This window comes from Lacrimispora amygdalina (assembly GCF_900205965.1).
GTDB lineage: Bacteria > Bacillota > Clostridia > Lachnospirales > Lachnospiraceae > Lacrimispora > Lacrimispora amygdalina_A.
Genome location: NZ_OAOF01000002.1, coordinates 42,991 through 56,673, shown reverse-complemented (window position 1 = coordinate 56,673; position 13,683 = coordinate 42,991). Strand labels below are relative to the sequence as shown.

9 protein-coding genes are annotated in these 13,683 nt (G+C 44.5%); 8 read left to right on the top strand and 1 reads right to left on the bottom strand.

The window, feature by feature from the left end; translation table 11 throughout:
• Positions 1-594 (bottom strand): ferritin-like domain-containing protein, encoded by a 594-nt coding sequence (locus CRO04_RS03080; RefSeq protein WP_097002768.1) that lies wholly within the window; start codon positions 592-594, stop codon positions 1-3.
• Positions 595-688: 94 nt separating this feature from the next.
• Here CRO04_RS03080 and CRO04_RS03075 point away from each other — a divergent pair, with 94 nt between their 5' ends.
• The 8 genes from CRO04_RS03075 to CRO04_RS03040 all read left to right on the top strand — a co-directional run bounded on the left by CRO04_RS03075 (position 689) and on the right by CRO04_RS03040 (position 13,678).
• Complete coding sequence (locus tag CRO04_RS03075; RefSeq protein WP_097002767.1) at positions 689-1,273, top strand: NUDIX hydrolase; 585 nt, start codon at positions 689-691, stop codon at positions 1,271-1,273.
• Positions 1,274-1,338: 65 nt separating this feature from the next.
• Entirely contained in the window at positions 1,339-1,674 is a 336-nt protein-coding gene (locus CRO04_RS03070; RefSeq protein WP_097002766.1) for a cyclic-di-AMP receptor, read from the top strand.
• 54 nt (positions 1,675-1,728) lie between these two features.
• The gene (locus CRO04_RS03065; protein WP_097002765.1) at positions 1,729-2,904 is read left to right on the top strand and encodes a phosphopentomutase; all 1,176 of its coding nucleotides are present in this window, start codon (positions 1,729-1,731) and stop codon (positions 2,902-2,904) included.
• 32 nt (positions 2,905-2,936) lie between these two features.
• A complete protein-coding gene (locus CRO04_RS03060; RefSeq protein ID WP_097003085.1) occupies positions 2,937-3,353 on the top strand; it encodes a cytidine deaminase in 417 nt (138 codons plus the stop codon).
• 17 nt (positions 3,354-3,370) lie between these two features.
• On the top strand, positions 3,371-4,699 hold the full coding sequence (locus CRO04_RS03055; RefSeq protein WP_097002764.1) for a pyrimidine-nucleoside phosphorylase: 1,329 nt from the start codon (positions 3,371-3,373) through the stop codon (positions 4,697-4,699).
• 13 nt (positions 4,700-4,712) lie between these two features.
• The gene (gene deoC, locus CRO04_RS03050; protein ID WP_097002763.1) at positions 4,713-5,363 is read left to right on the top strand and encodes a deoxyribose-phosphate aldolase; all 651 of its coding nucleotides are present in this window, start codon (positions 4,713-4,715) and stop codon (positions 5,361-5,363) included.
• Between the two features lie 247 nt (positions 5,364-5,610).
• A complete protein-coding gene (locus CRO04_RS03045) occupies positions 5,611-6,129 on the top strand; it encodes a CarD family transcriptional regulator (protein ID WP_242974324.1) in 519 nt (172 codons plus the stop codon).
• A 364-nt stretch (positions 6,130-6,493) separates the two neighbouring features.
• Complete coding sequence (locus CRO04_RS03040; protein WP_097002761.1) at positions 6,494-13,678, top strand: doubled motif LPXTG anchor domain-containing protein; 7,185 nt, start codon at positions 6,494-6,496, stop codon at positions 13,676-13,678.
• Positions 13,679-13,683 lie beyond the last annotated feature (5 nt).

Genomic DNA, 13,683 nt, shown 5'->3' with positions numbered 1-13,683 from the left:
TCAGCATGTTTTTGGAGGATCGCAGTCTTTTTTGCGGTCCTCTTCACAAATCCTGTAATCGTAAGGCAGCTCAAACGGATCGTCGTTTAACTCAGCCAGTATTAACCGGAAAATCTGTACATGGCACAGTTCATCTGCTATAATCCGGTTTAAGATGGCTTTAATGCGGCAGTCATGAATCCACTGACATTGCCACTGGTATTTTTTGATTGCTTCCAGCTCTCCGTTTAAGGCATTGGATACCAAAGCCCCGATATTGGTGGGATAATGATTACAGGAAGGACTCCAGTATCTCATGCGCCCGTTCTGCCAGCTCCATAGCCGGGGATCCGTTCCCAGCATGATACAAAGCTCGCCGAAGACATTGAGATGATGCATCTCCTCAATGCTGATTCTGTGAAAACATTCTGCAATATCGTAAAAATACCGTTTCGTAATCATGCTGTTATATACATATAGGCTGATTGCGGACATTTCCGAATTACAATCTCCGATGTTGGAGAGCATGGCTTTGCCATAAAGTTCATTGACCGTCACAATCTCAACAGCGGGCCAGGGGGATTTGTCGGCAAAAACAAGAGTAGAAAGATCCATTTAATACCTCCCATAGAGTTGTTCTATTAAAATATATCAGCAGACGAAGGGAGTATGACTGAAATAATCATAAGAAAAGAAAGGCGGTGATTCGATGAATGACGAACGATCATTCCGAAAAGCACTGGAGGAGTTTGTCCCCTCTAACCAACAGGAGGAATCGGATAAAAGGCTGTTTTTGAAACTTTTATCAGAAGGCGATTCCATCTTTTTCCGGGAAAATGCGGCAGCACATATCTCTGCTTCCGGCTGGGTGGTGAATCAGACTATGGATCAGTTGCTGATGGCATATCATAACATCTACCATTCCTGGGCATGGACCGGAGGTCATGCAGACGGAGAAAAAGATCTGTTATCCGTAGCCATACGGGAAGCAAAGGAGGAGACCGGAATCCGGACTGTTACCCCGGTGATGGAGAAAATCTTCTCCCTGGAGGTTTTAACAGTGGATGGACACGAAAAGAACGGAGTCTACGTTTCTTCCCATCTGCATCTGAATGTGACCTATTTATTAAAGGGGGATGACAGGGAGAACATCAGAAGCAAGGAGGACGAAAACAGCAAAGTCGGCTGGTTTTCGCTGGATCATTGCCTGGAAGCAGTCAATGAACCGTGGATGAAGGAACGCATCTATAAAAAGTTGATAAAAAAGATGGAAATGCTGTTTCCATTTGATTGATTATGATTTATAATAAGGATATCAATGGATGAAGTTTTGCCAGATAAGACAGCGAGGTGTTAGATATGAAAATTGTTTATGCAATCGTCAGTTCCGATGATGGAAACCGTGTGACCGACGTTCTGAATGAACACCAGTTCAGTGTCACAAAACTTGCTACAACAGGCGGTTTCTTAAAGAAAGGCAACTCAACATTAATGATCGGTACCGATGACGGACAGGTAGAAGAAGTCATCACGCTGATCAAGGATACTTGCGGTAAACGCCAGAAAATCACATGCAACGTTCCTGCACCTAATATCGCCTCTGTATCAGCGGGATATATGATGATGCCCATGACAGTAGAGCTGGGCGGTGCCACTATATTTGTTACAGATGTAGAACGTTTTGAGAAAATTTAATGATATGACAAAGGGATTGCACAGCAATCCCTTTTCGTAACAGGAGGAATTTATATGTCAGAGACCAAACGAGTATTTATAATTGTACTGGACAGTTTTGGAATCGGTGAAGCTCCGGATGCGGCGAAGTTCCATGACGAGGGGAGCAACACCCTTGGAACCATCGCAAAAGCAGAAGAATATTATACGCCGAATCTGAAAAAACTGGGTATGTTTAATATTGACGGTGTAACATCCGGTGAAAAAGAGAAGGAACCGGCAGGATCCTTTGGAAGAATGACCGAGCGGTCCCAGGGAAAGGATACTACCATCGGTCACTGGGAGATCGCTGGGATTATTTCAGAGGAGCCTCTTCCTACTTATCCACAGGGGTTTCCGGATGAAGTCCTTGATGAGTTTAAGAAGCAGACAGGAAGAGGTGTTCTATGCAATAAGCCTTATTCCGGCACAGATGTTATCCGGGATTTTGGTAAGCAGCACGTGGAGACCGGGGATTTAATAGTCTATACTTCTGCAGACAGCGTTTTTCAGATCGCTGCCCATGAGGAAGTGGTGCCGCTGGAAGAACTGTACCGTTACTGTAAGATTGCCAGAGAGATCTTAAAAGGAGAACACGGTGTGGGCAGAGTAATCGCCAGACCTTTTATCGGCGTATATCCTGATTATAAAAGGACGCCCCACCGCCACGATTTTTCCCTCATTCCGCCTAAGACCACCATGCTTGACTGTCTGGATAAAGCCGGTCTTGATACCATCGGAGTAGGAAAAATCTACGATATTTTTGCAGGAAAGAGCATTCAGAAAACAACATCCATCGTGAACAATACCGATGGGATGGTACAGACATTGAAAGCACAGCAGGATGATTTCCACGGGCTTTGTTTCGTTAATCTGGTGGATTTTGATATGGTTTACGGTCATCGCAACGATGTAAAGGGCTATGCCAGAGCAGCCACTGAATTTGACGTTCAGCTTGGACAGTTTATGGAAGCTATGAGACCGGAAGATGTTTTGATCATTACAGCAGACCACGGCTGCGACCCGGGTACTCCCAGCACAGATCATTCCAGGGAATACACCCCCATGCTGATCTATGGACAGGGCATTAAAGCGGGAGTTTCCATCGGAACAAGAGATACCTTTGCGGATATCGCAGCAACGGTGCTTGATTTATTTGGATTAAAGGGAGAGATTGCCGGAACCAGCTTTTTAGGTGAAGTGGCAAAATAACAGGAGGTGTTCCATTGAAGCTTGACGAGACGATGGTCCGGATGCTGACAGAGGAAGCTTACCAGGCACAGAAAAAGGCGTATGTTCCTTACTCCGGTTTTATGGTGGGCGCTGCACTTCTTGCAAAGAACGGGACTGTTTACCAGGGCTGCAACATCGAGAATGCATCTTTTTCACCCACCAACTGTGCAGAACGCACGGCGTTTTTCAAGGCTGTGTCTGAGGGTGTGACGGAGTTTGATGCCATTGCCATTGTGGGAAATAAAAGAGGGGAAAAGGGAGATATCTGCCCTCCTTGCGGTGTCTGCCGACAGGTGATGGCAGAATTCTGTGACCCGGATAATTTCCAGGTAATCCTGGCATCAGAAGATAAGACTGCAGTTTACACATTAAAAGAACTGCTTCCCCTGGGATTTACAAAGAAAGATCTGGAATCCGACGGAACATGAGGGAGGTTTAATGAAATATGAGGATGTATGATTTAATTGCTAAAAAACGAAACGGAGAGACCCTGACAGAGGGAGAAATCCGTTCCATGATTGACGGCTATGTCAGGGGAGAAATCCCGGATTATCAGATGTCTGCCATGCTGATGGCAATTTATTTTAAAGGAATGAGCGATACAGAAACTGCAGTCCTTACAGATGCAGTGGCCCATTCCGGCGACATGGTGGATTTAACTCCCATTGAAGGCATTAAGGTGGATAAACATTCCACCGGAGGAGTCGGAGACAAAACGACGCTTGTTGTGGCTCCCATTGTGGCAGCCTGCGGTGTTAAGGTGGCGAAGATGTCCGGAAGGGGACTTGGTCATACAGGCGGAACAGTGGATAAGCTGGAATCCATTCCGGGCATGAGAACAACGCTGACGGAGGAAGAATTCTTTGAGGTAGTCAATACCACCGGATTGTCAGTGATCGGACAGTCCGGTAATCTGGCACCTGGTGATAAAAAGCTGTATGCGCTCAGAGATGTTACCGCAACCGTGGAGAGTATCCCCCTTATTGCGGCTTCTATTATGAGCAAGAAACTGGCAGCAGGAAGTGACTGTATTCTTTTGGATGTGAAAACCGGAAGCGGTGCATTTATGAAGACCCTTAAAGACTCTGTCACTCTGGCTGAAAAGATGGTGGCAATCGGAGAACATGCAGGGAAGAAGACCATGGCTCTCATTACCAATATGGACATTCCCCTTGGCAATCTAATCGGCAACAGCCTGGAGGTCATAGAAGCTGTAGAGACCTTAAAGGGCAGCGGACCGGAAGATTTAACAGAAGTCTGCCTGAATCTGGCCTCCGGTATGCTCTGGCTGGCAGGTAAGGGAACGGAGGAGGAATGTATGGCTATGGCCAGGAAGGCGATTGCAGACGGCAGCGCCTTAAACCGTCTGGCAGCCATGGTGAAAGCCCAGGGAGGAGATTCCTCTGTGATCTTAGACCCTGCTCTTTTTGCGAAAGCACCGTTTGAACGGGAAGTAAAGGCAGTCAGAAAAGGATATCTGGCACATATGAACACCGAACAGTGCGGAATTGCCTCTTCTATGCTGGGGGCAGGAAGAATCACCAAAGAAAGCCAGATTGATTATACAGCAGGCATTGCTCTGAAGAAGAAGGTGGGGCAGGAAGTGGAGGAAGGTGAAACCATTGCCATACTCTATACCTCCAGACAGGAGCTGTTTGACGCCGCAGAAGAGGAATTTGTGAAGGCAGTTACCATTGCCGGTACAAGACCGGAGCCGGAACCTCTTATTTATGCAAGAGTGACCAGAGAAGGCGTGAAGAACCTCATAGGATAGAAAGGATAAGACAATGACCGATTTAGAGATGTTAAAATATGTAGACCATACCCAGTTAAAGGCATTTGCCACATGGGAGGATATAAAAGAACTGTGCAAGGAGGCTGTGGAATATAATACTGCCACGGTATGCATTCCCCCCTGCTATATCAGCCGCGTACACAAGGAGTTTCCAACCCTTGCAATCTGTACCGTCGTAGGCTTCCCTCTTGGTTATTCTGTGACTGAGTCTAAGGTACTGGAGACGAAAAAAGCCATTGAAGACGGAGCGCAGGAAGTTGATATGGTAATCAATATCAGTGATGTAAAAAACAGGGATTACAAAAAAGTAGAAGATGAGATTGCAGAGCTTAAAAAAGCTGTCGGAGATAAGGTTTTAAAGGTGATTATAGAAGCCTGCTATTTAACTGAGGAAGAGAAGATCGCCATGTGCAAGGCTGTTACCGCAGCTGGAGCAGATTATATCAAGACATCCACCGGATTTGGAACTGGTGGTGCGACTCTTGAGGATATTGAACTATTTAAAAAGCATATCGGACCAGATGTAAAAATCAAGGCAGCCGGAGGAGTACGGACACTGGAAGATCTAAGGGCTTTTATTGAGGCGGGATGCGACCGCGTGGGAGCAAGTGCGGCGGTCAAGCTGGCGGCACAGAATAATTAATATAATGCATGGAAGGACTACCCCTAAACTGTCTGACAGTATGGAGCTGCAGCTTGTTTAGGGGTTTTATTTTCTGATAAATAGATAAAATGTACTAATAATGTTACGCGTTTCCTTGGGTATTTTTCACGAAAATATGTAAAATATCAAAAAACACTGACAAAACACCCCTAAAAGTGTTACACTATTAGTATAGACTTATACTATTTTATGTAACAGTGTGTTGGTATTCTGACAGGAGGAATGAATGATGTTTCAGGTAAATGATTTAGTTGTATTTGGCAGCCACGGAATCTGTGAGGTAATGGAGATTGGGAATCTATACATGTATGCGGCAGATAATGAGAGAACCTATTATACCTTAAAGCCTCTGTATGAAGATCACCAAAGTGCCGTTTACACGCCTGTGGATAACCGAAAAACAACCATCAGAGCCGCTGCTACCAGGGAGGAAGCAATGGATCTCATCGATCATATACCCAGTATTGAGACAATCTGGGCATTGGATGAAAGAGAGCGGGAAGGGATTTTTAAGGATATCATGCTCAAATGTGAATGCACCGGATGGATGCAGATTGTAAAGACATTGTACTTGAAAAAGAGAAAGAGACTTGCAGAGGGAAAGAAGAACACTGCCAAGGATGATTTCTATTTTAATAAGGCAGAGGATCTGTTGTATGGGGAACTGGCAGCAGCGCTGGAAGTGGATAAAGAAGGAATTAAGGATATGGTCATAAGCCGTGTCTATTCGGAAAATGTAAATTAAAGAAGTCGGCCCCCGGTATTAAAGAGGTAAGTACCTTGATAGAAAGGCACAAATTAAAGTTTGTGCTTCACTATCAGGGTACTTTTTATTTATTCCGCTTATGATTACAATGGTTTGAATTCGTACAGTTTATAAGGGGGGGTAGTAATACCAGCCTTCCACCTCTGGGAATACATTATTTTGAAGATTAGGCAGTTATTTAGCGGACAATGCACATTGTTGGGTTATTTTTGACATTCCTATCATATAATATTACAAATTATATTTTTTAGAACATACCAGATTAAGAAAATGCTGTTTTATTCCGGTAAACAACATTACATTCTTATTAAGGGGGAAATCATGAGAGGAGAAATGTGTATGTATGAAAAAAAGAAAAGGAGCTAAGATACTGCCGCGGACATTTTACTGTGCTCAAAAACGAGTTCTGGCGATTCTGCTTGCTGCGGCCATGGTACTGGCCAATGTAGGTGCAGACACAAATCAAGTGTTCGCAGCCAGTTCGTCGGAGTCCGTTACTTTCTCACTGAGCGGATCGCAGCTTATCAGTGCCGTTGAAGATGCGATTGCCAATGGAGATGAGGTAACAGCAGAGGATCTGGATTTTACCAATGGAAAAATTGATGAATTTAAGAAACTCTTCTTTGGGTCCGGTAAAATATACGAAGCGTTTCCTGAAACCCAGGGCGAAAGTATGGATGCGCAATTGCGTGTGTTTGTCCGCATGCCGGAAAATGCTGATGATATGTATATGGTAACCGGCGATGAAGAGATTATTTTTTTATACGTAAATAACGGAGAAGATACCATTAGCTGTGCTACTGAAATTACCAGGCTGGATGATGGTGCAGAAAAGGTTAAAAGGACTAAACGGATTACGGTTAGGAGTTATGAATCAGCATTTGGTAAAGATGATGTAAATGTTGTTACGAAGCCAGATCAAACAACTGTAACCGAAGAAACAAAGGTACCGGAAACAGCGACTCCTGCAGAGGCTGAGAAACCAGTTGAAACAGTGACTGAGGAGGAAACTACAGCAGCACGGGAGGAAACCACAGCAGCACCGGAGGAAACCGCAGCGGCACCGGAGGAGACCCCGGAAGAAATGTCCGATGAGACTACAGTCGTTCCGGAAGAAAGCCAGACACAGGTTCCTGCAGAGGAAACAGCTGAGGAGGCAGTCGAGTCGGAAGAACTTGCGGTTCCTGAGAATGAAACTTCCCAGCCAGTGGCTTCCATTATCCGTCACAATACACCGGTAGTTGCTGCCAATGAGAATGGTGAGGTAACGCAGACAGCAGAAATTATTGAAGAGACGGCTGCTGTTGATCCTATGAATGAGGAAAAACCCAAAGAGAAAGAGACTTTAAAAGAAACAGTAACGGAAGCGGAAACGCAGGTTGAAACGGCACAGGCGGAAACGGTACAGGAAGATACTACGCAGGCAGAAACCACACAGGCCGCTGCTAAGAGTGAGTCTGCGTCTGCAGGTAAGAATACGTCAGGGGGTACAGTTGAAACAGTTTCTGAACCAGCTTCCCCATCAGAGAGTAAGCCAGTGCCTGAGACCTCCAAAACAGAAACAAAGGCTTCTCCAGCAGGAACAGCCGATTTGGTTGGAATGGGATATTGCTCTGCAGCCAAGGTTTATACGGCAACAATCAATCAATTAAAAGCGTTAGATGATTATGAAGGATATAAGATTTCATATACAATCAATCCTGAAGCAAGTGCCCGGATCATCGAAGGACCAAGGGGTGTTGAGGAAGGTCAGGAGTTGACCTTTGGCGTTAAGAATCAGATTGGATATGCAATTGAAAGTGTAACAGCTAATGGACAAACACTTGAGCCCGATTCTTTTACAGATAATTCCGATAGTTCCCAGACCATTTGGTATTCTGTTCCAGAAGTTTATGATGATCAGGAGGTTGAAGTCTATATGACGGAGACTGGAGACCATCCGGAGTTTTCTTCCGAGCTCACTATGGATGATGGTACGGTTATTCGTTTGTATGCACCTGAAGGGGTGCTGCCCCGAGGGGTGAAAGCGTCAGCAGTCGTTGTTAACGGTATTGGGGATGTGGTGAAAGAAAAGGTTGAGGCCAAAGCAGCTGCTGATGGTGAGACGAAAAAAGTAATTGGTTCCTTATCTTACAACATAGATCTTCTTGACCGCAGCGGCAACAAACTGGATGATCAAATCTGGAATGGTGCTGTACAGGTAACATTTTCCGGTACTCCAATGGAAGAGCACAGTAAGGAAGCTAATACGGTTGAGGTGGTATATGTCGCCACGACTAAGGAGGAAGAACCACAGGCAGAAGTGACAGCTGCGGATGTGACTTATGTGGAGCCCGTTTCAGAAGAATTGAACGTAGAAGAAAGTAAAAGCATTAATGAGATTTCATTTGAGGCGGAACATTTTTCAACTTATACTATTGTTTTTTATAATTTTTGGGGAGATAAAGTTGTTCCATTAAATATTGTAAAATACGATAATGGAGCTGCAAAGCCTATTGGGACAGATGCCAACCGATATACAACTTTTAAAAGTAATAATCCTGTATCTATAAAAGATATTGCACCAGAGGTAAATGGATACACATTTGAAAAAGCTACAATCGGAAATAATTACGTGAGTGGTGATGTGATTCAAGAACTCAAAAATGTAACAAATTTATGGTGGAATACTTTACAATATAGAACTTCATCATCTGGCTTTATAGATGTGGACGACAACGATATCTATTTATGGTATCTGGAGGCTGGCGTAACAGTGCGGTTTGATGCCAACGGTGGTCAGGGTACCGTATCTTCACAAAATGTAAAACCAGGCGATTCAATCAAATTACCAGACGGCACCACCTTAACGAGAGCTGATTATCAATTTATTGGCTGGAGTGAATCTCCGGACGGAGGTAAAATCACTGCTAAAGGGAATGCAGGGTATAATAAAGTTTATACAGATACGTTCTCCATAAATGAAGGCGAGACTGCTAATACTAAAACGTTATATGCGGTTTGGGCACAAACAGGAGGCAGGGCGACTGGACGATTATGGGTAGCGGTATTAAATGATGGCGGTGATTTACCGGCAGAGCCGAGAAACCAGACGAATCGCAGTTATGAATTTATATATAAAGATAATAGGAAGTCGTACAAAACCATAGGACGTGATGATAATCTATTAAATTATATCAACCCCTTAATAACAGTGACTGGAAAAGAAAATGTTCAGGCAAATTTAAAAAGTAAGTTCAATAAAGTTACTGCTGACTGGATTACAAAAAATCTAAAAGATAACGAGTATATTGAATGGTATGTTATAAAATATGAGTCAGAAGCTTGCGGAACGGAAGGCTGGCATGTGGATGGCATCATTAGAAATAAACAGAGCTATTATGTTGACTATGATGGAAATGGTAATACAGGGGGCTTAACTCCGGATGGTCAGGGGTATAGTTTAAATGGCAATGTGACTGTAGCAGATGCAGGAGGGTATGAAGGCGGGACCTGGCTTCCATTAAAGAAAGATGGATATGTATTTGAAGGTTGGAATACCCGGTCTGATGGAACAGGAGCAGCGTTTCATGTTAAAGATTCATTCCGGCTGACAAAGGAATTTATTGCTGCAAATCATTCCGGATCGGCAAACACAGTAACTTTATATGCACAATGGAGATTAAAAAACAGTGTTCAGATTAAGTACCAGGCAGTAGGAGGCGGAACTGTATCTCCTTCGAATGAATATTTAAATCCGGATATTGGAGTTTCTAAAGGGGCTGAAGCAACTGCAAACGCGGGGTATAAGCTTAGCGGTTGGTATAGCGATGCAGCATGTACTGTTACAGTAGCTGATACCAATAAGTTTACACCGGAACGTCCGGCTTCCGGCTGGGTAAATGGTACTACGTTCTATGCCGGGTTTGTAGTGGATAATGCTCAAAAATTTGGATATACGGTGAATTACTATATCAAAGGGACCACAACCGCAGTACCAGGTCTTGAGGCTCTGACAGGAAGTGCACCAATAGGAGAATTCACCTGGAAAAATGAGCCAAAGACTAAAACCGGCTATAAGCTGATGACGGCGCAACCGGAGAGTATGACAATCACAGCAGACGGTCCCAATATGAAGACTGTATACTATGAGATTGATAAAACGCAGAAGTTTAACTATACAGTAAATTTCTATATTAAAGGAACCACAGCTGCGGTACCAGGTCTTGAGGCTCTGACAGGAAGTGCACCAATAGGTGAAGTCACCTGGAAGAATAAGTCAAAGACAACAACCGGCTACAAACTGATGGACTCACAGCCGGAGAGCATGACAATTACAGCATCAGGCCCGAACGTGCAGGCAGTATATTATGAGATTGATGAATCGCAGAAGTTTAACTATCAGGTAAATTATTATATCAAGGGGACCACAACTGTGGTACCAGGCCTTGAGAAACTGACAGGAAGTGCACCGGTTGGAACATTTACCTGGATGAATGAGCCAAAGACAACAACCGGCTACAAATTGATGGCGGCACAGCCGACGAGTATGACAATCACAGCTGCAGGCCCCAATACAAAAATAGTGTATTATGAAATTGATGATACACAAAAGTTTGACTATAAAGTAAATTATTATATCAAGGGGACCACAACTGCGGTACCAGGTCTTAAGGCTCTGGCAGGAAGTGAACCGGTAGGGGAATTTACCTGGAAGAATGAGCCAAAGACAAGAACCGGATACAAATTGATGGCGGCACAGCCGACCAGCATGATAATCACAGCGGACGGTTCCAACGAGAAGACGGTATTCTATGAGATTGATAAAAAGCAGAAGTTTAATTATACCGTGAATTATTATATTATGGGAACCACAGCTCCAGTACCAGGTCTTAAAGCTCTGGCAGGAAGTGAACCGGTAGGGGAATTTACCTGGAATAATGTCCAGAAGACCAAAACTGGCTATAAACTGATGACCGGACAGCCGACAAGTATGATTATCACAGCTGCAGGTCCTAATACTAAGATAGTGTATTATGAAATTGATGAAACGCAGAAGTTTGACTATACGGTAAATTACTATATCAAAGGGACCAAGACTGCAGTACCAGGTCTTACGCCGTTAACAGGAAGTGCACCGGTCGGAACCTTCACCTGGATGAATGAGCCAAAGACCGCAACTGGTTACAAGCTAATGGCGGCACAGCCGACAAGCATGACAATCACGGCAGCTGGTCCGAACGAGCAGGTGGTATATTATGAGATAGATGAAACGCAGAAGTTCGACTACACGGTGAACTACTATATCAAAGATACCACAACTGCGGTACCAGGTCTTAGTCCGCTGACAGGAAGTGCCCCGGTAGGAGAAGTCACCTGGAGCAATGCAGATAAGACAGAAACCGGCTATAAGGTGTTGGCAGCACAGCCGACAAGCATGACAATCACGGCAGCTGGACCAAACAAGCAGACGGTATATTATGAGATTGATGAAACACAGAAGTTTGACTACACGGTGAACTTCTATATCAAAGATACCACAACTGCGGTACCAGGTCTTAGTCCGCTGACAGGAAGTGCCCCGGTAGGAGAAGTCACCTGGAGCAATGCGGATAAGACAGAAACTGGCTATAAGGTGTTGGCAGCACAGCCGACAAGCATGACAATCACGGCAGCTGGACCAAACAAGCAGACGGTATATTATGAGATTGATGAAACACAGAAGTTTGACTACACGGTGAACTACTATATCAAAGATACCACAACTGCGGTACCAGGTCTTAGTCCGCTGACAGGAAGCGCCCCGGTGGGAGAAGTCACCTGGAGCAATGCAGATAAGACAGAAACCGGCTATATGGTGATGGCGGCACAGCCGACCAGCATGATAATCACGTCAGCTGGTCCGAACGTGCAGGCGGTATATTATGAGATAGATGAAACGCAGAAATTCGACTACACGGTGAACTACTATATCAAAGATACCACAACTGCGGTACCAGGTCTCAGTCCGCTGACAGGAAGTGCCCCGGTGGGAGAAGTCACCTGGAGTAATGCGGATAAGACAGAAACCGGCTATAAGGTGATGGCGGCACAGCCGACCAGCATGATAATCACGTCTGATAGTCCGAATGAGCAGGTGGTTTATTACGAAATAGATGAGGATCAGACACTTAATTACACAATTAAATATTTCTATAATAATATTGAGGACAGTTTGGCAGAGGAAAATTTAAAGGTATTGGTTGCTGAGCCGACTGTAAGTGAAGTACCATTAAAAGCAAAGACCGGCTATAAATTGTCAGATACACCATACAATCCAGAATTACCGACAGCTATCACCAGTAAATACAATGTAATAAATGTTTATTATGAACCGGTGCAGGTTAACTATATTGTAAACTTGTATTATCAGGTAAATGGTGAATATACTGAGGAGCCGGCATATTCGTATACCAGAATTGGTTACACGGATTCTGTATCTGAAGTGACAGCAAAAGACAGAGAAATAAAGAAACCAGGATATGTATTTGATGAAGCAGCAAAAGATAATATATTGAGTGGAACGGTAGCCGGAGACGGAAGCCTGGTGCTTAAGGCTTACTTTAAACAGCAGTTCGCAGTAACTTATGATCCTGGAACCCAGGGAACCTTTAAGATTCAGAAAGTAAAAGGCCTGGATTATAACACAGAGACTCCCCGGTTTGACGGGACGCCTACAGGAAAACCGGGATATGAATTTGCAGGCTGGAGTCCAAAACCTGAACCTGCTGTCACAGCAGACATCACTTATGTAGCACAATGGATTTCTTCAAACAGCACCAAATATACGGTGGAATTCTATTACGAAAGTAAAGGAAACTATCCGGCACAACCCAATAGCTCTTCATTGAGAGCAGGAACAACAGATGCCTTAGCAGCTGTAACAGATTCTGATAAGACAGCTTCTAGCGGATATATTCTTGATTCAAATGCGGCCAATGTGTTTGAGGCGAAAGTAGCTGGTGATGGCGGTATGGTACTCAGGGTTTACTTTAAGCAGCAGTTTATGGTTACCTATAATCCTGGCCAGCATGGTTCATTTAAAGCACAGACAAATACAGGACTCAGTTATGGTGATGCGGTTCCTGCATTTGCCGGGCAGACCACAGCAACCGGAAACTACAGTTTTATTGGATGGAATAAAGAAATTGACAAGACAGTAACAGAAAACGTAGTTTATTCCGCGTTGTGGAGATACAACGGAAGTGGTGGAAGCAGTGGAAGCAGCGGAAGCAGCGGAAGCAGTTCCGGCGGGGGGCCAAGAGCAACAGGCACCCGCGTACCCGGAGGACCTGGTGACACAACCGTTATCATCGAGCCAGCACCAGTTCCGTTAGCAAACCTGCCGGAAAAAACAAACCTGGTACTCATCGATGACGGTAACATCCCATTAGCCGGGCTCCCAAAGACTGGTGACAGGGCGCCTATACAGGGCATTGCAGCAATTCTATCTGGAATCTTATTGGCGGCTTATCTGGCAATCAGTCATAAGCGCAGAGAAGAGAGATAAGAGTC

Excerpts from the sequence above, each read along its gene's own strand:
- CRO04_RS03080 (WP_097002768.1), bottom strand. The coding sequence starts at position 594 with ATGGATCTTTCTACTCTTGTTTTTGCCGACAAATCCCCCTGGCCCGCT.
- CRO04_RS03055 (WP_097002764.1), top strand. The coding sequence starts at position 3,371 with ATGAGGATGTATGATTTAATTGCTAAAAAACGAAACGGAGAGACCCTG.
- CRO04_RS03070 (WP_097002766.1), top strand. The coding sequence starts at position 1,339 with ATGAAAATTGTTTATGCAATCGTCAGTTCCGATGATGGAAACCGTGTG.
- CRO04_RS03060 (WP_097003085.1), top strand. The coding sequence starts at position 2,937 with ATGGTCCGGATGCTGACAGAGGAAGCTTACCAGGCACAGAAAAAGGCG.
- CRO04_RS03075 (WP_097002767.1), top strand. The coding sequence starts at position 689 with ATGAATGACGAACGATCATTCCGAAAAGCACTGGAGGAGTTTGTCCCC.
- CRO04_RS03045 (WP_242974324.1), top strand. The coding sequence starts at position 5,611 with ATGATGTTTCAGGTAAATGATTTAGTTGTATTTGGCAGCCACGGAATC.
- CRO04_RS03065 (WP_097002765.1), top strand. The coding sequence starts at position 1,729 with ATGTCAGAGACCAAACGAGTATTTATAATTGTACTGGACAGTTTTGGA.
- deoC (WP_097002763.1), top strand. The coding sequence starts at position 4,713 with ATGACCGATTTAGAGATGTTAAAATATGTAGACCATACCCAGTTAAAG.
- CRO04_RS03040 (WP_097002761.1), top strand. The coding sequence starts at position 6,494 with ATGAAAAAAAGAAAAGGAGCTAAGATACTGCCGCGGACATTTTACTGT.